Raw genomic sequence first — 24,797 nt, forward strand, 5'->3', positions numbered from 1 at the left:
TAATTTTATGTTTTGGGTATTATATCTTTTGGTTATCTTTTGTTTTATCAAAAACGTAATCTATGACTTCTTGATGACGTCTTTTTGATCTAGTCGAGCTTCCAGCTGCAGGAGCTCCATAAGCTCTTCTGCTGGCTACTCTAAAGGACCTTGCTTCATTAAAATGCATAAGTATAAAGCCATAAGCCCCCATATTTCTTGGTTCTTCTTGAGCCCAAACAACATCATCAACATGTCCATATTTACTAAGAACTTCTCTCATTTCTTCTGCAGGCAGAGGAAATAGTTGTTCAACTCTTACTAAGGCAACATCGTTTCTTCCCAAGGCTTCTCTTTGTTCCAATAAATCATAATAAAATTTACCAGTAACAAAGACTAATGTTTTTACATCTTTAGTTTTAACTGACTGATCATCAATTAACATCTCAAACTTGCCATTTGCAAATTCATCCACGGTTGAGACACATTTAGGATGACGCAACAAGCTTTTTGGAGTAAATACAATAAGAGGCTTTCTATAATGAGCCTTCACCTGTCTTCTAAGCAAGTGATACATGTTAGCTGGTGTTGTACAATCGGCTATAAACATGTTATCCTTAGCACATAACTGAAGGTAACGTTCCATTCTTGCTGAAGAGTGCTCTGCTCCCTGACCTTCATAGCCATGAGGCAGCAACATAACTACCCCGTTTTGGGTTTTCCATTTATCTTCTCCAGAAGAAATATACTGGTCAATCACGATTTGAGCCCCATTACTGAAGTCCCCAAATTGTGCCTCCCAAACAGTTAAGGTGTTAGGACTTGCCATGGCATAACCATATTCAAAGCCTAAGACCCCATATTCTGACAATAACGAATTGTAAATAAAGAAACGTCCTTGATCTTTGCTTACATTGTTAAGCAATACCACTTCCTCTTCACTATCTTCAACTTTTACAACAGCATGACGGTGAGAGAAGGTCCCTCTTTCTACATCCTGACCTGAAATTCTAACCTCATAGCCTTCTTCCAATAAAGTTCCGTAGGCTAAATGTTCTGCCATGGCCCAATCTAACCTATCCTCTTCGAACATGGTTTTTCTAGACTGAACCAACTTTTCTATTTTACGGATGAATTTTTTATCGGATGGCAAAGTTGAAATAACATCAGCGATTCGTTCCAAACCAGATTTAGAGAACGTGGTGTCAACATTCTTCATCATGGTATCTTCCATGACTCTTTCTAGACCTTTCCATTCATCTTGCATAAATGGCGTAATGACGGTCTTTTCTATTTTTCTTGAATCCTCTAGATTCTCTTCTAATTTAGCTTTGTATTCATCTTCCAGTTGCGATACATAATCAGCATCAATGACCCCTTCAGACATCAACCTTTCAGCATAGATATCTCGTGGATTTTGATGCTTAGAAATCAATTTATACAACTTAGGTTGTGTAAATCTTGGTTCATCTCCTTCATTATGTCCGTATTTACGGTATCCTAACAGGTCAATAAACACATCCTTTTTAAATGCCATTCTAAAATCCAAAGCAAACAAAGTAGCGTGAACTACGGCTTCAGCATCATCAGCATTCACGTGAAGCACCGGCGATAAGGTTACTTTACCTACATCTGTACAGTAAGTACTTGAACGGGCATCCAAATAATTGGTTGTAAAACCAATCTGGTTATTTACTACAATATGAATGGTTCCATTGGTCTTATACCCATCCAATTGTGCCATTTGCACCACTTCATAAGCAATCCCTTGACCAGCAATAGCAGCATCACCATGCACTACAATTGGCAATACTTTTGAAGGATTGTCTACATATTTATCATCTTGTTTTGCTCTTGCAATTCCTTCAACAACTGAAGCAACAGTTTCTAAGTGAGATGGATTGGGAGCAATGTTTAAATTGATTTCATTTCCTTTAGAAGTAACCCTGTTACTGGTCCAACCAAGGTGGTATTTTACATCACCATCAAAGATTTCTTCTTCATAGTCCTTACCATCAAATTCACTGAAGATATCTTTTGCTGATTTCCCAAAAATATTGGTCAAAGTACTTAATCGTCCACGGTGGGCCATACCCATTACAAACTCTTTCACACCATAATCGGCGGCCTGTTCAACCAAAGCATCCAATGCCGGAATTAAAGTTTCTCCTCCTTCCAGCGAAAAACGTTTTTGCCCAACATATTTGGTATGCAAAAAGCTTTCAAATGAAACCGCTTCATTCAGTTTCTTTAAGATATGTTTCTTTCTATCAGTTGAAAATTCTGGATGGTTATCGTTAATGTTTAGTTTATTCTGGATCCACTGAATATGCTCTGGAGTACGAATGTACATGTACTCAATCCCGATAGATTCACAATAAATCTTGTTTAAATGACGAAGAATCTCTCGAAGGTTCTGAGCTCCGATGCCTAAAATCTCTCCGGCATTAAAAACGGTGTCCAAATCAGCTTCGGTCAACCCGAAATTCTCTAATGCCAAAGTTGGCTCATATTTTCTTCTATCCCTAACCGGATTGGTTTTGGTAAACAAATGTCCACGAGTCCTGTAGCCATCAATCAACTTAACAACCTGAAACTCTTTTTGAACATGTTCTGGAATTTGGGCTGAAACCCCTTCCACGATCTCTCCGTTCATTCCATAGCTTTCACTCCCAAAGTCATAACCTTGAAAAAAGGCTCTCCAGCTGGGTTCTATTGAATCGGGATTTTTTTGGTATTGTTCGTATAAATCAGCGAAAAATGCTGTATGTGCGGCGTTTAAAAAGGAATATTTATCCATTATTAATTTCTGCTTTCTAGCTTTTGGAAAATTTTGTCAAAAATACAACTTTTACCAAAATTAGATGCGGTTTTATTATATTTATGATAACTTTAATTCAAGTATTTACACCATGATGCCAACCTACAAACCATTTTCGCAAAAAACCATTTCTATATTTTGCTTTATCCTGTTTATCAGCACTTCCATTCAGGCACAAGAAAAAAAATCTGACTTTTGGAATCATGTGCGATTTGGTGGTGGTATCGGACTGAGTTTTGGAAACGAATTTTTTAGTGGCACTTTGGCTCCGAGCGCCCTTTATGACATCAATCCTTATGTTTCTGTTGGACTCGGACTGAATGGAACCTACAGTAGCAGAAAATATTATCACAAATCAACCATTTTTGGAGGCAGTGTCATAGGCATTTTCAATCCCATTCCACAACTTCAGATATCCACAGAATTTGAGCAATTAAACGTAAACAGGGATTGGGACAGTCGATGGGGAATTGCCGATGAAAATTACTGGTATCCAGCCCTATTCCTAGGAGCCGGATTTAGAGCCCAAAACGTCACTGTGGGAATGCGCTTTGATGTGCTTTATGATAGCGACAAAAGCATTTATGCCCAATCTTGGATGCCGTTTGTAAGGGTTTATTTTTAATTTTTAATTTTATATTGTACCAAAATTAACCTACTATATCATGAATAATACCTTACGGTATTGGCGCATTTTTTTGTTCTTCTCACTTTTATTAGCCAATTGCAGTAGCGATGATAATAACCCCATTGAAGAAGAAACAGTAACCTGCCCAACCCAAGAATTGGGAATAACATTTGAAAACAATCAATATACTTATCATTTATCCAATCCTGAGCTGTATCCTGAAGAAGATTTACTTTATTGGAGATGGAGAAAACAAAATGACACCATTGAAGTATCTGGCGTTATAGCTAACAATGATTATAGCTATGGGGAAATGTACTTTTTGTTTTCCATAGAAAGTGGTTGTCCAGAAATTCTGTTGGAACGACACTTTGCTTCAGATGATTATGTAGGTGCGAACGGTAATCATTGGGACTATTTTGACAATGAGTTAACCCTTCAAGAATATTTGCCTAATGAAAGATTGGTTTGTTTTGTTGACGGAGAAAACAATCCTGACAATAAAATCTGGATTGAATTCACTCCAGAATTGGAAAACGAGACTTGGAGGTATAACTTATATACAGATGTTAGCCACAAGTTGACAACCAGATTCTAAAGATGAAAAAAGCAACACCAATTATATTAATTATCATAATAATCTACTTGTTAAATGGATTTATAACTGAATATACTAATGTGAATCAGAATAAATACGGAATAGAATATAATAACGAAAGAAAAAAAATAGGCATAACTGAAATACCTGAAAATTTCGACTTGACTGAAAAACCAATTAATACATTTTTCGATTATTTTAATGCAATTGGAATTTACTCTCTCGAATACACGACTAAGGTAAACTTGAATTCTGGATTGATAAAAAAAAGAATAGATGTGGATGAAAACGGAATAGGAATAATCAGAGAATATAGTTTTTATAAAAAAGGAAATGATACTATTGTGGATATTCACAATTATTATGAATAAAAAAACCAGTGACTAACAATGTATAAACGCAATTACGGCGGATTCGACTACGTCCGAATCCACTCGGAATTGCTAACGTCAGTGCTTAACCGAAAATTATTAACTTTAAATCAGTAACTGACAGTTATACGAGACCGATTAGTCGTCTAAATTTAAAAATCAACTATACTGAGCCCTCAACCACACCTTTTGCCACTCGCGTTGCAGAATCAAAAAGGCCACATCCTCAGATAATTTTAAGGTATCCATTCCGTCTAATTGTTTGATCTTGGACTCTGATACATCTACAATATATAGCAGATTAAGGTATTCGGCGAACCGTTCCTGAATCAGTTTGTAAATGGTTTCATGTAGGATTAACTTGAGGCTACTAGGCAAGATATCTTGATCAAAATCCAAATCAATATTGGCATATAAAAAGTCCTTATTCAACTGTTTGACAAGCTTCGCATAAAGCTCCTTACCTTGAGCTTCTTCTATTAAATCATTAAAAGTTGCCGGAAGTACCATTATACTGTTCTGTTCATCAATTGTTCTCCAAAAGCTCGCAACATTTGTTTCTTGTCTGCTGAAATTTTAAGATTATCCAACATAGAGAATGCTTTTTCTGTATACTCCTTAATAGCCAATTTGGTGGCATCGGCAGATCCACTGTCAGCAAATATGGTTTTGACGGCTTCTATTTTTTCACCCGCATCGGTGGTTTTCACCGAATAAAACCCTTGAAGCTGATTTCTACTATCGGAAGAAGCCATTTCCAATCCTTTTAAATACAGATAGGTCTTCTTATTCTCAATAATATCTCCTCCCACCTGTTTCCCAAAGGTTTTTGGGTCTCCAAAAGCATCCAAATAATCATCTTGCAATTGGAAAGCTACACCAAGATTCTTTCCAAAATCATAAATGCGATCTTGATCTTCTTGTGAAGCTTGAGCAACAATTGCACCCATTTTCATCGCGGCACCAATCAGAACGGCCGTTTTATATTCGATCATTTTAAGGTATTCTGCAATGGTGACATCGTCTCGAGTTTCAAAATCAATGTCATATTGTTGACCCTCACATACCTCCAAGGCCGTTTTGCTAAATAATTTGGCCAAGTCCTTAAATACTTCTGACTCATAATTTTCAAACAATTGATAAGCCAAAATTAACATAGCGTCTCCAGAAAGGATTCCCGTATTGATATCCCATTTCTCATGAACGGTTTCATTTCCTCTTCTCAGCGGTGCATCATCCATGATATCATCGTGAATCAAGGAAAAATTATGAAACACTTCTATGCTTAATGCCGCATTAAGGGCTTTTTGGTGGTCTCCACTAAAAATATCTGAAGTCATTAAGGTTAAAACAGGCCTTAAGCGCTTTCCTCCCAGAGAGAGAATATAATTTATTGGATTGTAGAGATTGGGGGGTTCTTTCTGAACTTTAAAGGTCTCCAAATAATTTAAAAACACCTCTTGGTAAAATGAAATTTGCTGCATGAAACAAAAATAGTTTAAATGCGGGAAGAAGGCAATATTAAAAAATTGTTAAAACTTAGGAAACTTTTTTTGTTTTAAAAGTTTCCTTGACTACTTTTGTCCCGATTATGAAGAATGAAATTTTAAAGACGGCAGCAGACATGTTCTTGAACTATGGATTCAAGAGTGTCACCATGGATGAAATTGCCAATGCTTTGGGAATGTCAAAAAAAACACTCTATCAACATTACTCCAATAAGGAAACCCTTGTTGAAGCAGTAGTGCTTTATATGTTTGAAATTATTTCCACGGGTATTGACGAAATCAGAAAAAAAGAAAACAATCCTATTGAAGAAATTTTTGAAATAAAGGAGTTCCTCATGAGACATCTCAAGGATGAAAAATCATCTCCTCAATTTCAACTTCAAAAGTATTACCCAAAAATATTTGAGGATATAAAATCCAAACAACTTTGCGTTATGCAAGATTGCGTGGTGTGCAATTTGGAACTAGGTGTTTCCTTAGGATTATATAGAGATTCCATTGATGTTCCATTTATATCAAAAATATATTTCAACTGTATGATGGCTTTAAAGGACAAAGAATTATTCCCGCTAGAACGATTCTCCATGCGGTCCTTAATGAATCACTATTTGGAATACCACCTTAGGGGAATTTGCACCCCAAAAGGATCTGAAATTCTTGAAACCTATTTAAAAAATCAAACATTACCCAATGAAACAAACCCTGATACTAATCTTTAGCCTTTTATTAGGCCTTCCTATCTTTTCCCAGGAAATTCAGGAGCAAAGTTTTAGTTTACAAGAAGCAATCGATTATGCATTGGAGCATAACCGATCTGCGTTAAATGCTCAAAAAGACATTGAGGCAGCCGAACAACAAAAATGGGAAACCACGGCAACCGGTTTACCACAACTGGATGCTAAAATTGACTATCAAAATTTCATAAAACAGCAAGTTCAATTAGTTCCTGCAGAATTTTTTGGTGGAAATCAAGGCGAATTCTTGCCTGTAACCTTTGGAACGAAGCAAAGCGTCAATGCTTCAGCGACGTTGAACCAATTGTTATTTGATGGTTCCTACCTAGTAGGCTTACAATCTGCCAAAGTGTATTTGGAAATCTCAGAAAACGCCAAAGAAAAAACCGATTTAGAAGTTCGTAGAGCGGTAATCAATGCGTATGGAAATGTTTTGCTATCCAAAGAGTCCGTAGAAATATTGAATAGAAACATTCAGGTGGTTGAAGAAAACTTGAATGAAACGGACAAGATTTTTCAAGAAGGCCTGGAAGAGCAAGAGAGTGTCGAGCAATTGCAAATCACCCTTTCTGGTTTAAAGAGCAACTTAAACAGATCTGAAAGACTGGAGAGATTGGCTTATCAAATGCTAAACATTACTCTTGGTTTGGATATCAATTCTCCTGTAACGCTTACCGATGATTTGGAAGCCTTGGCATTACAAAACATGAGTTTAGACCTACTGAATGTTGAAGAAAATGTGAGTAATAATATTGACTTTCAAATTGCAGAAAATGATAAAATTTCCAAAGAGCTACTATTGAAATTAGAAAAAAGCAAGTTTTTACCAACTCTTAATGCTTTTGTTAATGGAGCCTATATGGGTAACAGTAATGATTTCTCTTTCTTGCAAAACGACCAGCTTTGGTATGGTTCCTCCCTCTTGGGTGTTAGTTTGAACATTCCCATATTTAGTTCTGGAATGCGAAGTGCCGCAACCCAACGCGCAAAAATCAATTTGGAAAAGGCTGAAACAGATTTAACCGAAACAGAGCAACAAATAAAACTGGAAATCGCAAAAGCCAAAACGGAGTATCAATATGCCATTGAAGATTATGAAATCAAAAAAGAGAATCTGGAATTGGCGGAACGCATTGAGCAAAAAAACCAAACAAAATTCTTTGAGGGAATCGGCTCCAGTTTTGACTTAAGACAAGCCCAAACTCAGCTTTATCAAGCACAACAAGACTTTTTACAAGCCATGTTAAATGTGATCAACTTCAAAGTTGACCTAGAAACGGCTTTAAATACTATTAACAACTAATTTTTTGAAAATCCTTATCATGAAAAAGATATACATCCTTTTGGCCACTGTCCTTATTCTTACCTCTTGTGGAGGAGAAAAGAAGAAGAATTCCGTAGAGAATGTCTTAGAGTCAAAAAATATTGAATTACTTAGAAATAAAAGGACTGAAATTGTTGCAAAGCAACAGGAGATTGCCGACCAGCTTAAGCTTATTGATGCAGAAATCTCTAAGCTGGATACCGTTAAGCACGCTCCTTTGATTACTACCATCAAGGTGAATACTGAAGAATTTGTGCATTACTTAGAAATACAAGGAAATGTAACCACCAAAAACTTAATTACCATTTACCCTGAATATAATGGAATCCTAACTCAAGTTTTTGTAAAAGAGGGGCAAAAAGTAAACAAAGGTCAAATTCTCGCCAAGATTGATGACGGTGGATTAAGCCAGCAATTGGCCCAACTTAAGATTCAAGAAGATTTGGCTAAAACCACATTTGATCGCCAAAAAAGACTATGGGAGCAAAATATTGGTAGCGAAATGCAATACCTTCAAGCCAAATCAAATTATGAAACACAAGCTGAAGCAGTCAATCAATTAAAACAACAAATAGGAAAAACTACGGTGACAGCTCCTTTTTCTGGAACCATTGACGATGTTATTACAGAACAGGGTAATGTGGTTTCAGTAGGTATGTCTCCCCTATTCAGATTGGTGAATTTAAGCGATATGTATATAGAGACCGATGTGCCTGAAAGCTATTTGACAGATATCAAAAAAGGGAAGTCTGTAATAGTTGATTTCCCAATTCTAGGAAAACAAATAGATACCGAAATCAGACAAGTGGGTGATTATATCAATCCGGCAAACCGCACCTTCAAAGTGGAAGTAGCCATTCCAAATGATGATAAATCTATTAAGCCAAACTTAACGGCCAAACTGAAGATCAATGATTATACCAGTGAAAAAGCCCTATTGATTCCTCAGAGTATTATTTCTGAGAATGCTCAAGGAGAACAATTTATCTATACGGTTAAGGATAAACAAGGTGAAAATGAAGGAAAAGCCCAAAAAACCATTATTAAAACAGGTAGAAACCAGGGTGACATTGTTGAAGTACTTGATGGAATTACAGATGGAGAAGAAATAATCATGGAAGGTGCTAGAAGTGTTAAAGACGGGCAACCTGTAAAAATCATTGAGGTTAAATAACCTTGTTACAGCTATTCATTGATCCAAACTAGAAACCAATGACCAAAAATAAAAAACAAGTCGATAAAGAATTTAAATGGTCTTCGTGGGCCATTAACAATAAGACCACCATTTATGTCCTCATTTTGGTTTTCTTTTACTTAGGTATTTCCGCCTTTTTTGAGATGCCAAGAGAAAACTTTCCTGAGGTAAATGAAACCAAAATTTATGTCAGCACCATATTTCCTGGAAATACGGCGGAGGACATTGAAAAATTGGTCACAGACCCTCTGGAAGATGAGCTGAACACAGTGAGTAATGTGGTTGAAATAACCTCAACCTCTCAGGAAGATTACTCCATGATTGTAGTGGAATTTGATGAGCACTTAACCGTAGAGCAAGCCAAACAAAAGGTTAAGGATAAAATTGACACCAAAAAATCCAGTGAAGATTGGCCCACATTTAATGAGGCCAAAGTAGAACCAGATGTGTTTGAGTTGAGCATGTCTGAAGAGATGCCCATTTTAAACATCAATATCTCTGGGGATTATCCTATTGAGAAACTGAAGGAATACGGAGAAGTTCTTCAAGATGAGATTGAAGACCTAATGGAAATCAAAGAAGTTGCCATTAGAGGTGCTCAAGAAAAAGAAGTTGAAGTAGCTGTAGACATCTACAAAATGATGGCGTCTCAAGTTACTTTCAATGATATCATTGGAGCCATAAATGGGGGAAATACGACCATGTCTGCCGGAAATCTTATAGTAAGTGGACAGCGGAGAACCATCCGTATTTTAGGAGAAATTGATAATCCTGCACAACTAAACAATTTTGTTGTTAAGTCGGAAGACGGACATGCTATTTACTTAAAGGATGTAGCTAAAGTCTCTTTTAAAGAAGAAGATAAAACCACATTTGCACGTGAGTTTGGACAACCTGTGGTGATGCTTGATGTAAAAAAACGAGCTGGAAAGAACATGGTGGATGCCGTTGATAAGATAAAAGTGATAGTAGAAGATGCTATTGAAAATGAATTTCCACAGGATTTAAAAATCACTTACGCAAACGACCAATCATCTGTTACCATTGGTCAAGTAGATGACCTAGTAAACAACATCATCTTTGGGGTGATTCTGGTTGTTACCGTCTTAATGTTCTTCTTAGGCTTTAAAAATGCAGTATTTGTTGGTTTTGCCATACCTATGTCCATGTTTATGTCTTTGATGATTCTAAATTTCTTTGACATTACGCTGAATACCATGGTGCTTTTTGGACTCATCATGGGACTAGGAATGTTGGTTGACAATGGTATTGTAGTTGTTGAGAACGTATACCGATTAATGGATGAAGAAGGCATGGGCCGTAAGAAAGCAGCCAAAATGGGAATCGGGGAAATTGCGTTTCCTATTATCATTTCTACAGCAACGACCGTGGCGGCATTTATTCCTTTGGGTCTTTGGCCAGGAATTATGGGTGAATTTATGATTATCCTACCACAAACCTTATCCATTGTACTTGGATCATCTCTTTTCGTTGCTATTTTCTTTAATTCGGTACTAGTATCCCAATTTATGAGTACTGAAGATAAAGACATGCCTCTCAAGCGTATCATTGTATTGACCTCGATTATTGCCTTTTTTGGTATCATAGTTTATGTCGTGGGTGGTGAATACCGCGCCTTAGGAAGTTTGATGGTTTTTACCGCGATTATGTTATGGGTGTACCGCATCTTTTTACGTAAATGGGCAAACAATTTCCAAACCAAGGCACTAGTTAAACTCGAGCGCTGGTATGAAGGTCAATTGCGTTGGGCGCTTTCGGGATGGAGACCTTATGGTTTGACTATTGGAATCTTTGCAATGTTAATTATATCAATTTTTGGATTTAAAATTTCTCTAGAACAAAAAAGAACCAAAGTGGAGTTCTTCCCTGACAACAAGCCCAATCAAATTATTGTTTATATCGAATATCCTGAAGGAACAGCCATTGAAAAAACAAATGCTATTACCAAGGAAATAGAGAAACGTGTTTATACCGTTTTGAATGATAAAGAATATACTGACGATGACTATAACTATATGGTAGAAAGCGCTGTTTCTCAAGTGGGAGAAGGAGCTGGAAACCCGCAAACTGATGGTGGATCTGCTGCAGAAATGCCCCATAAGGCTAAGATTACGGCCTCTATGCGTGAGTTTAAATACCGAAGAGGAAAAGACAGTGAATTACTAAGACAAAAGGTTCAGGAAGAATTAGCTGGTATTTATCCAGGAGTACTAATATCCGTAGAAAAGGATGCTGCTGGTCCACCAGCTGGATCTCCCATTAATATTGAGCTACAAGGTGAAGATTACGATCAATTGATTAACACCGCAGAACAAATGCGTGAATTCATCAACAGTAAAAATGTCCCTGGAGTTGATGAACTTAAAATTGATGTGAATAAGGACAAACCAACCATGAAGGTTGTTGTAGATCGTGAAAAAGCAGGGGAAATGGGTATAAGCGCCGCTCAAGTAGGTCAACAACTTCGAAACTCCGTTTTTGGATCCAAGGCAGGAATCTATAAAGAAGGCGGGGACGATTTTGATATTTATGTGAGGTTTAATGAGTCTAACAGATATAATTTAAATGCTTTATTCAATCAAAGAATTACATTCAGAAACAATAAAGGACAATTGATTGAAGTTCCTGTTTCTGCAGTGGCTTCCTATGAGAACAATTCTGGATTTAATGCCATTAAACACAAAGACACCAAAAGGGTTGTTACCGTGTATTCTGCTTTAGCACCTGGTTTTACAGATGCAGGTGCTGTAGTATCTCAAATTCAAAATGAAATGAAATCCTATGAAGGACTTCCTGAGAATATTAAAATTGATTACACAGGGCAAATTGAAGAGCAAAAAAAACAAATGACCTTCTTGGTAAGTGCCTTTTTCACAGGACTGATGTTGATTTTCTTTATCCTAATCTTTCAATTCAATTCAATCTCCAAGCCAGCTATTATTATGATTGCTATCTTCCTAAGTTTTATTGGGGTATTTGGTGGACTCATAATTACAGGAAAGGCTTTCGTTATTATGATGACTATGGTGGGAATTATTTCCTTGGCTGGGATTGTTGTAAACAACGGGGTGGTTCTTTTGGATTACGCACAACTATTGATTGACAGGAAGAAAAATGAATTGGATCTAGACGATGACGAATATCTTGAAGAAAAGGACTTGTTTGAAGCTATTGTTAGAGCAGGGAAAGCACGTTTAAGACCGGTATTGCTAACCGCGATAACCACCATTTTGGGATTGATCCCTTTAGCCATAGGTTTAAACATCAACTTCTTTACCCTGTTTAAAGAGTTTGACGCCAATATCTATTTTGGAGGAGATAATGTAGTCTTCTGGGGGCCATTGGCTTGGACTGTAATTTATGGTCTGTTTATAGCCACCTTCTTGACCTTGATCATTGTTCCTATTTTGTTTTTCCTAATTACGAAATTCAAAATGTGGTTAAAAAATAGGGTTAAGGATACCGAAGCTTTAACCTCCTAAAATTAATTGAAGAAAAGAAAAACGCTTCCAAATGGAAGCGTTTTTTATTAGTTTAAATGAAGCTCTACCACTATAGGAAAATGATCAGAAGGATAGCGTAAATCCCAATTATCACTCAAAACGGCATACTTGTTTACCTGGATGTTTTCACTTACGAATATAAAATCAATTCTTCTTGTGACCGGTTCATTGAAATGAAATCCATTGAAGGTGCCAGTGGGCCCAAAATCCAAATTGGAAATGGTTTTGGAATCCTTTAAAGTCCGAAGAATATATTGTATACTTTCATGTTCTGGCTCCATATTAAAATCACCCGTTAAGATTACTGGTAAACGTTCCTTGTTTAGCTCTTGGATTTTTCCAATAATTAATAGGGCACTATTTTTCCTGGCTTCCTTTCCTACGTGATCAAAATGGGTATTGAAAACCCAAAATTTCTCATCGGTATCTTGATTTTGCAGCAAAGCATAAGTACAAACACGGTTACAAACGGCATCCCAACCCATACCAACTTTTTCGGGAGTTTCAGACAACCAGAAGGTAGAAGATTCCAGTACTTTAAACTTTTTCTTTTTATAGAAAATAGCCGAGTATTCCCCTTCATCCTTACCATCGTCCCTACCAACTCCCAATGAGGCATATTCTGGTAATAAAAGAGACATATCTTTCATCTGATTAGGCATCGCTTCTTGAACTCCCATCACGTCTGGCTCATGAAATTTTATTTGATTTATAAAAAATGGCTTTCGGTTGGTCCAGCTATTTTCACCTTCCTTAGGGTAATCCAGCTTAATATTATAAGTCATTACTTTTAATTCTTGCGATTGCGCAAGAACAACCAATAACATAAAAATTCCAGTAACTATCTTTTTCATGATTACTCTACTAGTATAATTTCACTCTTGTCTGAAATACCATTTTCATTAAAAGCTTCAATGGTAAAATAGTAAGGTGTATCTCTATCCAAACAACGCATAAAATGTTCATTGGTATCATAAACCAGCCATGACTGGTACAATTTATCTGGAGCAATTCCCCAACGAATATTATATCCTTGTGCTCCATTTACCTCATTCCATTTAAAAGTTGCATCCCTTCTATCTTTTTCACGCTCAATATTAAATCCTTCAACCTTTTTGGGTTTTTCTCCAAGACCCAAACCAAAAACTCGAAATTCTGACATGGCAAAATTGGCTCCCGGTACTTTAATATTTTTATAACGAACAAATTTAGCCTGTACGGGGTCATCCAGTACGATGTATGCATTTGGTGCGTCAATGACACTTTGACTTCTATCAACCACCGTTTGCCATTGCTCACCATCTTCTGACACCTCTATTACAAATTGATGTTTCAACCCTTCCGTACGGGTATAGATACCTGTCTCGTAATCGTGAAAATTAAGTTGGAAAGCGTAAACTTTTCCCGGGTTTAACATTTCAATTTTAATCCATTGTTTATCGTCATTAGCTTCAGACACCCAAAACGTCTTTGGATTTTCATCAGTAAATACTTTAGAAATTATTTCTCCCTTAGCATTAGTTTCTATAGGTAATTCTGTAACCTTTACTTCATCATCATTAGAAGTAAATTTCATGATTTGTTTTAAAGAGGATGACACCGTAGCATCCCCTTTATAGGATAGTAACATCCATCCGTTATGCTCTCCTGCTTTTGTAGGATGACTGGGGGCATATCTAGGATAATCGCCATAGGACGTATTAGAGTACATCAAACCATCGGCATCAAAAAAGGTAGGAAACATACATAAACGGCGTTCCCATTGTGAATTTGAAGCCAAGGCCATTGTTGCAAAATGCCAATATTGTCCATTGGTTTGTTTTACGGTAATACCGTGTCCCGCCCCATTAGTAAAACCTCCAGGTTTGAAACTCATAGGGTTGTTTTTCATGTATTTAAAAGGCCCGAGTGGTGTTTCACCCACATAAACTCCATCAGCATACACATTAAACTGGGTTCCAGGAGCTGCATATTGTAAATAGTATTTCCCGTTGTGTTTGGTCATGGAAGCTCCTTCCATATAACCTTCTTTCAAAGTAGGATGAAAATTATTTTCTCCAAATCGCTCCCAGCCATGTTCATCTTCAGCTAAGTTGATTAATTCTTTCCTGACTCCCGTTTCTAAAAAACGATCATCTCGATTCAGCATTTTCACCTGAATGGGGTGCACATTTGATGAGCCCCAATACAAATATGCTTTTCCATCATCATCTATGAATAATTCGGAATCTTGAATATTATTGGAAATGGAAGGAGTAGGTGTCCATTTTCCACCTTTAGGATCATCAGTATAAAGGATACTACCATAGCCTGCTGGGTCTCCCGCAAAATACACTAAGGAATCTTTATAGTTAAAAGCTGTAGGAGCATTGCAACCCTCAAAGAACCATTGTTGTGGTTTAATAAACTTCCAATTTACCAAATCGGTTGAATGCCAATACCCAAATGATCGGGTTACGAACATATAATATTCGCCTTTAAACTCAATAACTGCAGGATCGGCTCCCGAACGATAGGATATATTCCTACTTGAATTGTAAACCATATAGGTATAGTCAATATCTAATGGATTACAATAGGTCTCACTTTCCTTATTTAACTGCTCTTTTTTTCCAGAGTCAGATTTTGTCATTTGCTTTGATTCAGATTCCTCTTTACAGGAAGTAAAACCAATAAAAAAGATTAGCGATATAATAGTTAAAACTCTCATGGTGTGTAATCTTTATCTTTTATAGGGTCATAAGCTGTTCCAGTATGACCTCTTAATTTTTCAAATTGTTTGTAAGCCCTCTCTACTTTTTCCTTCGGAGCTTGTTCCAACTCTTTTTCTGTGACTTGATATTGCTCTTCAAGTTCTGCCAGCTTTTTTCTTAATTCAGCTTCAATGGCATCATACTCTGGATTATCAATCTGATTATGAATTTCCTTTGGGTCTTCTTCTAAATCATATAACTCCCAGGTATCAATATCATCATAAAAATGCATGAGCTTATAGCGATTGGTCCTTACCCCATAATGCTTTTTCACCATGTGAAATGCAGGATAATCATAATAATGGTAATACACGGCATCCCTAAAATCTTCATCTTCCATGGTGTTTTCCATTAAGGGCCTTAAGGATTTACCTTGCATATCATTTGGAATTTCAGCCCCTGCATAATCCAAAAATGTTTCGGCAAAATCTATATTTTGAGTCAGAGCTATCACTTCAGAACCTGCTTTGATATGGCCTGGGTACTTTATCATCAAAGGCATTGCCAAAGATTCTTCATACATGTAGCGCTTATCAAACCACCCCTTTTCTCCTAAATAAAATCCTTGATCTGTTGTATAAACTACTATGGTATTTTCCTCTAACCCATTTTCTTTAAGATAATCCAAAATTTCCCCAACACCTTCATCAACTGAAGCAATCGTAGCCAAGTACTCTTGTAAAAATCGCTGTCCTTTATATTCTGCCAATTCCCTACCCGTCAAATTAGCATCATGAAACGCATCATTTTTGGCAGCATATGCTGAATTCCAAATTTTTCGTTGCTCAACAGTCATTCTATCAAAATCATTAGTCCAGGGATTCCAAGCCAATTCATGGTTTCCCTTTTCTTTAGTTAATTTTAAATCATGGCCCTCATAGGTGTCCTTATAAATGGTTTGAAGTTGTTCCTGAGAACCCAAGGATCCCTCATGATTCGTAAAATAAGTGTCTGGAAGAGGGAACTTAATGGAATCGTATTTGTTTAAATGACGAATAGCTGGCATCCAATTTCTATGAGGCGCTTTATGTTGAACCATTAGCATAAACGGTTGCCCCTCATCCTTAGCAGTCTTCATAAAATCTAGGGCTTGATTGGTAATAATGTCTGTTGCATAGCCAGGAATATCCAAAGTATCAGCCGTTTTACCTTGTTCTCCTTGTTTGATAAAGGTGGGATTGTAATAGTGTCCTTGATCTTCAAGAATGTTCCAATAGTCAAATCCTTGCGGCAATCCATTTAAGTGCCATTTTCCAACTAACCCCGTTTTATAACCCTCTTTTTGAAGCATTTTTGGAAAGGTCGGTTGGCTACCGTCAAAACTTTCTCCATTCATCCTAAACCCATTGATGTGGCTAAACTTACCTGTTAAAACTACCGCTCTACTTGGTCCACACAACGAATTGGTACAAAAATTATTTTTAAACAACACGCCTTCATCTGCAATTCGGTCAATATTTGGCGTGGGAGCCAACTGTCCAATAGGATGACCATATGCACTGATAGCTTGTTCGGCATGGTCATCTGCCATAATGTAAACGATATTAGGTCTTTTGGCTACTTTCTGCTCAGGCTTTTCGTCTTCTTTTTGTTTACAACTTTGACCTATAAGTATTAAACAAATTAGGTATACAATATGTTTCATTAGGATTTAGTTTTAATAATGGTTGTTTGAATAACCTCATCATTAATAATCGTTCTTTGAAAAAAATTGAAGACCTTATCCAACTCCTCATAAGGAATTCGTGAAATTTCATGCTTCCCTCCTTTAACAATGTTAAAATAATATGAGGTTTCAAAGTCTTCTAACTTATCTACAATCACCTTAGCTCCATCCAGAAATAGATAACCAGGCTTCTCTGGGTCACAAAAGTGATGTGGCGCCGATGCAAATGGCACTAAGTTGTCTTCTGTGCCATGATAAAAGACACTAGGTATAGCATTCTCTTTTGTTATGTATTCAGCATTTACAATAGCCCCAGCACATGAAAAAATGCCAGCAAATTCAACTTGCTTATATTTCTCTAAATCATCTGCAAAATGCTCTTTCATAAACACCGCGTTCAAAGTGCCCTCTGCCCCAGCACTACTTCCTCCTGCAATAAGGAGCTTGGTGTCGACATGCAATTGATTAGAATTGGAAACCACAAAGGCTGCTGCATCTAAATAATCAATAGCTGCTTGTTTAAAAACCTCCAGTTTATCCTCTTTAGTACAATCGCAACCGAATCCTGTTTTGATACCTTTTCTAAGTAATCTATAAGAAATAGAAATACCGACATATCCATGCTGTGCCGCATATTGGCAAAGTTCTGCATCATCTTTAAAATCTCTAGAACCCACAGAAAATCCACCCCCATGCATCCATAACAATGTTGGTAGTTTATCCCCTGCCTTAATATTCTCTGGAGTATAAACATCCAGTTTTAAAGTATCCTTTCCTTTAATAGAATAGGTATAAGTTGTTTTGGTTTGTGCGGTCGCATATACACCAAGAAATAAGAAAAGTGCAATAGTTAAAACTCTCATTTAATTAATTTTTTTTATTAAAATGCCACTTAGGACAGGTTTACCTTCTACTGGTTTTAAAGTAATCTTAAGACCTTCATTCTTCGGAATAAGGATATTTGATATGATATTAACTCCATATTTTTCTGGATATTCTGAAGCCAAGTTGACATTTTTCTGAACCAAATGCCCATTAAGATATATATCAAATATGCGACGGTTTGTTACTTCAACAACCTCAGCAGATTGGGTCAAATTATAAATGTTTTGAGTGGGTTTCATTTTTGGTTCAACAAAAAACAATCTTACTTGATATTCACCGCTAGGTATATCTACCTTATAATCGGCACATCCTTCTAACATGGTTTGAAACAAGGGGTCTGATGTAGTGTTTCTAACATTAAACGGAACGCCTTGATTTTTATCCTTGGTCATACCATAAGGGGCTCCACTTAGATAACCATATCCAGGGGTTTGATATGTCTGGTCTGGTACAAATGTGAGATTTCGTTCTTGATCATGAAAATAAAAATGTCCCCCAACATTAATCCCAAACTGATCAAAGTTTTTAAAATCTAAGGTCTCTAATTTATGAACTGAAACCACTTTTTCTACAGAAGAATTACCGGCCTCTAACCTCAATATGTTTTCACCATCTCGAAAAGGAACTTCCACGCTTGCTGCCCCATTTTCAAATGAAATTTCACCCAAGTTAATTCCATTTACATAAACCATCCCTTTAGGTTGATTTGAATACACCTGAATAGGATAAGTTTCATCTTGAAACAAGGTTAGTCCCGACAAGAAATTTGTTGCGACATATACAAAAGGTTCTCTTTTATCTAAAACTGATTTATACCAGAAATAAATATCCTTTGGAGTTCTATCGTATTGCACTAATCCTTTTTGATTGACGTGCGGTATGGCGTCTCCTCGAAATTCTGAACCAAAATCTGCAAAATTCCACGCTGTCATTCCTGTCATAAAAGGTCGCTCCTGAATCTGTTCTACATAAGATTGATGCAACTTAAATTGGTAATCTGTTGAGAAATCAAACTTTTTGGGGGTTTTTGTAAAAATGCGAACATCGGCTCCCGGACCGTATTCAGAAAGTAACATGGAACGTTTTGGAAACCGTTGGTGCTGTTCATCTAAAAATGAACCTAAGTCCTTTATCTCAGCATCGTACCATCCAAAATACAGGTTCCAACCTAAAACCATTGGTAGATCTGCAATGCCTGTTTCATTATAGATTTCATTTAAATGGCAAGCCATAACGGTTAATCTATTTGGCGCCAACTCACGAGTCAAATTCTCCAATTGATTGGCTAATTTAAGTGTGGTTGATTTGAGTGCAGTTCGTTCCTCTTCAGTGTATTTATCAAATACCATACGAATGAAAATTTCATTCATATACCCAAACATCACCACCGAAGGATAATTATAATATTGTTTAATATGCTCCTTTTGCATGTTGATACATACATCAAAAAACTCAGGAGAGTCTGTTACTTTATTAACGATGGGGATTTCAGTCCAGACTAAAATTCCCAGCTCATCACATAGCTTATACAAATCCCGATGATGGGGGTAGTGAGCAAACCGTATAACATTCCCTCCCATATTTTTAATGAGATAAATGTCCTTTTCCTGAAGCTCAATAGGAACCGCATTACCTAAACCTTGAAAATCTTGATGTCTATTGACTCCTATTAATTTAATCGGCTTCCCATTTAAAAAGAATCCTTTATCAGGGTCCACAGATGTCCATCTAAAACCTACATGAGAATGTTTTGTTTCTAACACTTTCCCTCGAGCATCTTTTAATTTTAGAACAAGGTCATATAAATAGGGTTGTTCTGGCGACCACAACATTGGCTGATAAACCAAAGGCAATTTTACTTTAAATTCATTGGATGATTCTGCCGGTAATTTGAAAGATTCTGTGCGACTTTTTACTAATTCACCATTGGCATCCAATAATTCCATATACAGAGATACCTGAGAATTTGTATTGGAAGTATTATCTAATATAGAAGAAACTTCAACCCCAGCCTTTTCATTTGATACTTCATAATAATCGACATAGAACCCTTCCGAAGCAAAATCATTGAGACTAAAATGTTGCTTTGGTAAAGAAATGAGTTCAACCTCCCGATAAATCCCTCCATAAAAGGTAAAATCGGCATTTAAAGGTGGGATGTTCTCATTATGAGAGTTGTCAACTGTAACTTCAATGAGATTATATTCCCCAAATCTAATGAATGGTGTGATATTAAAATTAAATGCTGTATATCCTCCTTCGTGATTACCAATTAACGCTCCATTTACGTAAACGGTAGCCTCTTGATTGACGGCATTGAATTTTAGAAATTGAATTTGATCCTTTTCCTCTACAGGAATATAAATTTGTTTTTTATAATATCCTTGACCTCTCCTATAACCAGGGTAATCATCAAAAGCATCTTCAAGATTCCATGTGTGTGGCAAGTTAATGGTTTCCCAAGTATTGTGATCCTCTGAAAATTGCCAGCCAGAGTTTATGATTACGTTTTGTGCAAACAAACTGGAAGAAATAGCCACATACCAAACTAGAAACCAAACTAGTCTATTTTTTATAGTATGTGGCATTCTATTCACTATTAATCAATTAGGGTAAATTCGTGTTCAAACTTAAATTCTGAGTTAGGGGCAATTGCAATTTCAAATTCTCCCGGTTCCACACCAAAAATCATGTCGCTGTTATAAAATTTCAAATCCTCAATAGAAATTGAAAAGGAAACCTTTTTACTTTCACCCTTTTTCAAGAATATTTTTTCAAAACCTTTTAATTCTTTCACAGGTCGGGTGACACTTCCTAATTTGTCATGAATGTATAACTGCACGATTTCATGCCCATCCATATTTCCTGAATTAGTAATGGTTACTGAAGCCTTCAAAGTGCCATTAGCATTTAAGGTCTTGGAAGACAATGTGAGATTCGAATACGTAAATTGAGTGTAACTCAACCCATATCCAAATGAGAATAAAGGTGAATTTGGCACATCGATATAATTACTTTTATAATCTTCCTTAGGATTAGTCTCAGGAATTGGCCTTCCCGTATTTTTCATGTTGTAATAAATAGGCACTTGCCCCACATTTCTAGGGAATGTCACTGATAGTTTACCAGAGGGGTTCACTTCACCAAATAATAAATCTGCAGTTGCTGCTCCACCCATGGTACCTGGAAACCAAACTTCTAATATGGCGTCAACCAAACCTACTTCTTCAGAAAGATTCAATGGACGTCCATTCATGATCACCAAGGTGATTTTTTTATCAGGATTGGCTTCTCTAATTTTCTTAATAAGCTTAGGTTGTAATCCAGGTATTTTCAAGTTGGTTCTTGAAGCCGCTTCCCCACTCATATGATGCCCTTCACCCATTACCAGAACAATTTCTTCTGCTTGTTTTGAAACTGAAATAGCTTCAGCAAAACCTGATTCATCATCCTTTAAAATATCACAACCTTTGGCATAAAAAATTTGATTGGACTTGAGGTATTCTGAAACGCCCTCAAAGACACTGACTGCCTTTCCCTGCCTATCACCTTTGGCTGCCCAATTTCCTAGAATATCATATTCATCCTTGACAAGGGGTCCAATAAAAGCTATTTTTTTTGTGCTTTTTGAAAGCGGTAAGGCTTCCCTATTGTTTTGCAGTAATACCGAAGATGCCGCTGCGATCTCTCTGGCTTTAGCTAAAAACTCCGGTTTATATTTAGTGGTGTTTTCTCGTTCTTCATTAATGTATCTGTAGGGATTTTCAAATAAACCCAATTTGTATTTAGCTAATAGAATTCTTTTACAGGCATCATCTACATAACGCTCAGGAACTTGGCCTTCCTCGACAAGATCTTTTAAAAAATGATGGTATAATTTACCCACCATATCCATATCTACCCCTGCATTCATACCTATTCTAGCGGCGTCAATACTATCCTTGGCAAACCCGTGAGGAACTAGCTCATTAATAGATGTATAATCTGAAACTACGAATCCTTTAAAATTCCATTCATCACGCAGGATATCTCGTAAGGTGAATTTATTCCCAGACGTCGGCACCCCATTTAACTCATTAAATGCAGACATGAATGTTTCCACTCCAGCATCTACCGTAGCCTTGAAAGGGGGCAAATACACATTTCGTAATTCCCCTTCACCCATATTGACCGTGTGATAATCGCGGCCTGCTTGAGCTGCTCCATACGCAACATAATGTTTAGCACAGGCCAAAATCGTATTAGGCTGCGATAAGTCGTCACCCTGAAATCCTTTAACATACGCTTTTGCTATTTGACTACCTAGGTACACATCTTCCCCTGCACCTTCTGAAATGCGCCCCCAGCGTGGTTCTCTAGAAATATCCACCATGGGCGCAAAGGTCCAATGCAAACCCTCTGCAGAGGCTTCTTCGGCAGCAATACGCGAACTTTCTTCAACCATATTCAAATCCCAACTACATGACATTCCTAAATTGATAGGAAAAATGGTTCGGTGACCATGAATCACATCATAACCAAACAACAACGGAATACCAAGTCTGGATTCTTCAATAGCGATTTTCTGTAAGTCTCTTGTGCCTTTGACCGTAAATGCATTCAGCATTGCACCCAAATTGCCTTCACGGATGTATCTACCATTGTCTGTTCCTACGATAGGCCCCGTTTGATCCCAACTTCCACTATACATTACCGTCTGACCAATCTTTTCCTGAAGGGTCATAAGCTTCATTAAGGAATCGACTTTTGCTTCATAGTTTTGGGACCAAGAGATAATTCCCGTCAGAAAACAAATTAAAAAGGTCGTATGCTTAAGCTGATTCATATCAATCTATTTTGCTTTAATTATTTTGGTTCGTTCTGAGATGCCGCTTTCATTAAAAGCTTCGATAGTGAAATAATACTCAGTATCTTTATCCATACCTCGGAAATCGTAAAAATCCTCTTCATAAACCATGATGCTGTTATATAACTTATCGGGAGCAATTCCATAATAGATGTTATACCCTATTGCTTGTCCTTGCTTTTTCCAAGTAATCATAGCATTTCGCGAATCTTGCTGGCTTCTATCAACCTTAAAACCAGAAACTGATTTTGGCTTTTCTGATAACCCTTTTCCAAAAACTCTAAAATCGGACACTGCAAATAATCCAGAAGCATTATGAATATTTACCATCTTGATATAACGTGCTTGTTTAGATTTTGTTAGTTGCACATAATCATGTGGCACATCTTTATCATTCCTAGATTTATCAACTACCAAAGTCCAATTTTCAGCATCATTTGACATGAATATTTGATATTGGTAATAGATATCCATCGCTTTATTGAATTGCGTTGCCTTATGGTCTGCGTAGTTAATTTGAAGCGCCTTTATTTCCATGATTTTGCCCAAATCAACCTGAAGCCACTCACCTTTATCTCCTGTTTTTGCTGACCAGTAGGTTTGAATGTTTTCATCTGTTAGATTTGAAGCTCCATAACAGATTCTTTCATAAACCTTTTCTCCTCCATGATCCATTCTGTTTGTCTCCACATCCTGACATGCTTCAAATGAAGAAACAGTCACAGGTTTTTTATAGGATAGTAACATCCAGCCTGAGGAAGCTCCCTTTGAATGATCTCTGCTTGAAGTCGGAAGCAGAATAGGAAAATCACCATAAGACGTAATAGAATACATCACATCATCTTTATCAAAACCAGCAGGAAACATATCAATTCTTCTTTCAAAACGATCTTTTACAGAAATCTTACAGGTTCCCGTATTCCAATAGTTACCGTAGTTATCAGCAAAAGTATTTCCGTGACCTGCTCCAACTACAAAGCCCCCTGGCTTATAGGACATGGGATTGTGTTTTTGATACTCAAACGGTCCTAATGGATGATCTCCAACATGAACACCGTTGGCATACCCCTTAAATTCAGTTCCTGGAGCACCATATTGCATATAATATTTACCGTTGTGCTTATTCATCCAAGCACCTTCAATAAAATTACCCCAAGGTGCAGGCTCCATATCATTATTGGGGCCAAAACGTTCCCAGCCATGTTCTGAAGGCTCTAGACCGACAACTTCCCTAATTTCCCCGTATGCTTTCTGAATATCATCAACTTCGGTCGCTTGATATAAGGTTTCATAATCTGCTTGATCTCCTTTTGGCAACCACGTATTATAATCTACTTCAACACCCACAAGTGGCAATTTTCCGCTTGAACCATAATACATATAAACTTTACCATCGTCATCCTGAAAAATAGCCGGATCCCAAGTGGGAAGCATTGCTGTATTAACATGTCTGGTCCATCGTCCAGATTTTGGATCGGCCGTTTTCCAGATTGGGTGGTCTCTTTTCCAAGTGGAACCAACGTAAAACAACGTATCATTCACCACCCAAGCCGCAGGAGCACATTGGTCATCTTCTCTAGGATTTCTTTGAAAACTGCCATAAACGAAATTCCAATCAGACATATCTTTACTCCAAAAAAATCCCGCTTGATTGGTAGCAAATAAATAATAATCACCTTTATAGGTAATAATGACAGGGTCTGCGCTTGATCTGCGAGACACAGGAATATTATTATGATTTTCAGTCACATAATTGTAGCCAATATTTATTGGGTTACAATAAGTTGTTGCAGGAATATTAGGATCAAACCACTCCGTTTTCCCGTTGGTCTGAGAGACCAACTTAATCGGAATAGATACCGTTACTATTAGAATAAACAATAAAAACTTGATCCTATTCATGCTTATACATTTTCTTTAAACACCAATGACAAAATCTTCATGCAGCCATGAATTTATTAAGTC

At 37.0% G+C, this 24,797-nt stretch carries 17 protein-coding genes; 7 read left to right on the top strand and 10 right to left on the bottom strand.

Annotated elements, in window-relative coordinates; all coding sequences use genetic code 11:
* Positions 1–19 precede the first annotated feature (19 nt).
* Positions 20–2,779 carry a 2-oxoglutarate dehydrogenase E1 component gene (locus GZ212_RS00425; RefSeq protein WP_166956183.1) on the bottom strand — a complete coding sequence of 920 codons (2,760 nt, stop codon included), beginning with the start codon at positions 2,777–2,779 and terminating at the stop codon, positions 20–22.
* 64 nt (positions 2,780–2,843) lie between these two features.
* Here GZ212_RS00425 and GZ212_RS00430 point away from each other — a divergent pair, with 64 nt between their 5' ends.
* From GZ212_RS00430 to GZ212_RS00440, 3 genes are read left to right on the top strand one after another with little or no spacing between them, the layout of a single operon-like run.
* A complete protein-coding gene (locus GZ212_RS00430) occupies positions 2,844–3,425 on the top strand; it encodes an alpha-ketoglutarate decarboxylase (protein ID WP_240923675.1) in 582 nt (193 codons plus the stop codon).
* A 40-nt stretch (positions 3,426–3,465) separates the two neighbouring features.
* A complete protein-coding gene (locus GZ212_RS00435) occupies positions 3,466–4,026 on the top strand; it encodes a hypothetical protein (RefSeq protein ID WP_166956186.1) in 561 nt (186 codons plus the stop codon).
* A 2-nt stretch (positions 4,027–4,028) separates the two neighbouring features.
* Positions 4,029–4,397, top strand: coding sequence for a hypothetical protein (locus GZ212_RS00440; protein WP_166956189.1), 369 nt, complete (start codon positions 4,029–4,031; stop codon positions 4,395–4,397).
* Positions 4,398–4,556: 159 nt separating this feature from the next.
* Here GZ212_RS00440 and GZ212_RS00445 read toward each other — a convergent pair whose 3' ends face one another.
* Both GZ212_RS00445 and GZ212_RS00450 read right to left on the bottom strand, forming a co-directional pair.
* Positions 4,557–4,907 carry a hypothetical protein gene (locus tag GZ212_RS00445; protein WP_166956192.1) on the bottom strand — a complete coding sequence of 117 codons (351 nt, stop codon included), beginning with the start codon at positions 4,905–4,907 and terminating at the stop codon, positions 4,557–4,559.
* Positions 4,907–5,881: a polyprenyl synthetase family protein gene (locus tag GZ212_RS00450; protein ID WP_166956195.1), complete on the bottom strand. Its 975-nt coding sequence runs from the start codon at positions 5,879–5,881 to the stop codon at positions 4,907–4,909. Before GZ212_RS00450 ends, GZ212_RS00445 begins: the two co-directional genes overlap by 1 nt.
* Before the next feature lie 107 nt (positions 5,882–5,988).
* Between GZ212_RS00450 and GZ212_RS00455 the strand changes: the two genes are divergently transcribed.
* Genes GZ212_RS00455 through GZ212_RS00470 form a run of 4 tightly spaced genes read left to right on the top strand, consistent with a single transcriptional unit; the run spans position 5,989 to position 12,661 of the window.
* Positions 5,989–6,624, top strand: coding sequence for a TetR/AcrR family transcriptional regulator (locus GZ212_RS00455; RefSeq protein ID WP_166956197.1), 636 nt, complete (start codon positions 5,989–5,991; stop codon positions 6,622–6,624).
* Positions 6,596–7,942 carry a TolC family protein gene (locus GZ212_RS00460; RefSeq protein ID WP_166956200.1) on the top strand — a complete coding sequence of 449 codons (1,347 nt, stop codon included), beginning with the start codon at positions 6,596–6,598 and terminating at the stop codon, positions 7,940–7,942. The genes GZ212_RS00455 and GZ212_RS00460 overlap by 29 nt, the downstream gene beginning before the upstream one ends.
* A gap of 19 nt (positions 7,943–7,961) precedes the next feature.
* The gene (locus tag GZ212_RS00465; RefSeq protein WP_053970526.1) at positions 7,962–9,137 is read left to right on the top strand and encodes an efflux RND transporter periplasmic adaptor subunit; all 1,176 of its coding nucleotides are present in this window, start codon (positions 7,962–7,964) and stop codon (positions 9,135–9,137) included.
* 38 nt (positions 9,138–9,175) lie between these two features.
* Positions 9,176–12,661 (top strand): efflux RND transporter permease subunit, encoded by a 3,486-nt coding sequence (locus GZ212_RS00470; RefSeq protein ID WP_166956203.1) that lies wholly within the window; start codon positions 9,176–9,178, stop codon positions 12,659–12,661.
* A gap of 47 nt (positions 12,662–12,708) precedes the next feature.
* Here the strand turns inward: GZ212_RS00470 and GZ212_RS00475 are convergent, their stop codons facing one another.
* From GZ212_RS00475 to GZ212_RS00505, 7 genes are read right to left on the bottom strand one after another with little or no spacing between them, the layout of a single operon-like run.
* A complete protein-coding gene (locus GZ212_RS00475) occupies positions 12,709–13,536 on the bottom strand; it encodes an endonuclease/exonuclease/phosphatase family protein (protein WP_166956206.1) in 828 nt (275 codons plus the stop codon).
* Positions 13,537–13,538: 2 nt separating this feature from the next.
* Positions 13,539–15,392 (bottom strand): family 43 glycosylhydrolase, encoded by a 1,854-nt coding sequence (locus GZ212_RS00480; RefSeq protein WP_240923677.1) that lies wholly within the window; start codon positions 15,390–15,392, stop codon positions 13,539–13,541.
* On the bottom strand, positions 15,389–17,080 hold the full coding sequence (locus GZ212_RS00485) for a sulfatase (protein WP_166956209.1): 1,692 nt from the start codon (positions 17,078–17,080) through the stop codon (positions 15,389–15,391). The genes GZ212_RS00480 and GZ212_RS00485 overlap by 4 nt, the downstream gene beginning before the upstream one ends.
* Complete coding sequence (locus GZ212_RS00490; RefSeq protein WP_166956211.1) at positions 17,080–17,964, bottom strand: carboxylesterase family protein; 885 nt, start codon at positions 17,962–17,964, stop codon at positions 17,080–17,082. The genes GZ212_RS00485 and GZ212_RS00490 overlap by 1 nt, the downstream gene beginning before the upstream one ends.
* The gene (locus GZ212_RS00495; protein WP_166956214.1) at positions 17,965–20,574 is read right to left on the bottom strand and encodes a glycoside hydrolase family 2 TIM barrel-domain containing protein; all 2,610 of its coding nucleotides are present in this window, start codon (positions 20,572–20,574) and stop codon (positions 17,965–17,967) included.
* Between the two features lie 11 nt (positions 20,575–20,585).
* Complete coding sequence (locus tag GZ212_RS00500) at positions 20,586–22,811, bottom strand: glycoside hydrolase family 3 N-terminal domain-containing protein (RefSeq protein ID WP_206080354.1); 2,226 nt, start codon at positions 22,809–22,811, stop codon at positions 20,586–20,588.
* A 6-nt stretch (positions 22,812–22,817) separates the two neighbouring features.
* The gene (locus GZ212_RS00505; RefSeq protein WP_166956217.1) at positions 22,818–24,734 is read right to left on the bottom strand and encodes a family 43 glycosylhydrolase; all 1,917 of its coding nucleotides are present in this window, start codon (positions 24,732–24,734) and stop codon (positions 22,818–22,820) included.
* Between the last annotated feature and the right edge of the window lie 63 nt (positions 24,735–24,797).

Source organism: Mangrovimonas sp. CR14 (genome assembly GCF_011764015.1).
In the GTDB taxonomy this organism is placed as follows: Bacteria; Bacteroidota; Bacteroidia; order Flavobacteriales; family Flavobacteriaceae; genus Mangrovimonas; species Mangrovimonas futianensis.

Coding starts and splice junctions, on each gene's coding strand:
- GZ212_RS00440 (WP_166956189.1), top strand. CDS start 4,029: ATGAAAAAAGCAACACCAATTATATTAATTATCATAATAATCTACTTG.
- GZ212_RS00460 (WP_166956200.1), top strand. CDS start 6,596: ATGAAACAAACCCTGATACTAATCTTTAGCCTTTTATTAGGCCTTCCT.
- GZ212_RS00455 (WP_166956197.1), top strand. CDS start 5,989: ATGAAGAATGAAATTTTAAAGACGGCAGCAGACATGTTCTTGAACTAT.
- GZ212_RS00470 (WP_166956203.1), top strand. CDS start 9,176: ATGACCAAAAATAAAAAACAAGTCGATAAAGAATTTAAATGGTCTTCG.
- GZ212_RS00450 (WP_166956195.1), bottom strand. CDS start 5,881: ATGCAGCAAATTTCATTTTACCAAGAGGTGTTTTTAAATTATTTGGAG.
- GZ212_RS00500 (WP_206080354.1), bottom strand. CDS start 22,811: ATGAATCAGCTTAAGCATACGACCTTTTTAATTTGTTTTCTGACGGGA.
- GZ212_RS00480 (WP_240923677.1), bottom strand. CDS start 15,392: ATGAGAGTTTTAACTATTATATCGCTAATCTTTTTTATTGGTTTTACT.
- GZ212_RS00505 (WP_166956217.1), bottom strand. CDS start 24,734: ATGAATAGGATCAAGTTTTTATTGTTTATTCTAATAGTAACGGTATCT.
- GZ212_RS00445 (WP_166956192.1), bottom strand. CDS start 4,907: ATGGTACTTCCGGCAACTTTTAATGATTTAATAGAAGAAGCTCAAGGT.
- GZ212_RS00465 (WP_053970526.1), top strand. CDS start 7,962: ATGAAAAAGATATACATCCTTTTGGCCACTGTCCTTATTCTTACCTCT.
- GZ212_RS00435 (WP_166956186.1), top strand. CDS start 3,466: ATGAATAATACCTTACGGTATTGGCGCATTTTTTTGTTCTTCTCACTT.
- GZ212_RS00495 (WP_166956214.1), bottom strand. CDS start 20,574: ATGCCACATACTATAAAAAATAGACTAGTTTGGTTTCTAGTTTGGTAT.
- GZ212_RS00485 (WP_166956209.1), bottom strand. CDS start 17,080: ATGAAACATATTGTATACCTAATTTGTTTAATACTTATAGGTCAAAGT.
- GZ212_RS00430 (WP_240923675.1), top strand. CDS start 2,844: ATGCGGTTTTATTATATTTATGATAACTTTAATTCAAGTATTTACACC.
- GZ212_RS00490 (WP_166956211.1), bottom strand. CDS start 17,964: ATGAGAGTTTTAACTATTGCACTTTTCTTATTTCTTGGTGTATATGCG.
- GZ212_RS00475 (WP_166956206.1), bottom strand. CDS start 13,536: ATGAAAAAGATAGTTACTGGAATTTTTATGTTATTGGTTGTTCTTGCG.
- GZ212_RS00425 (WP_166956183.1), bottom strand. CDS start 2,779: ATGGATAAATATTCCTTTTTAAACGCCGCACATACAGCATTTTTCGCT.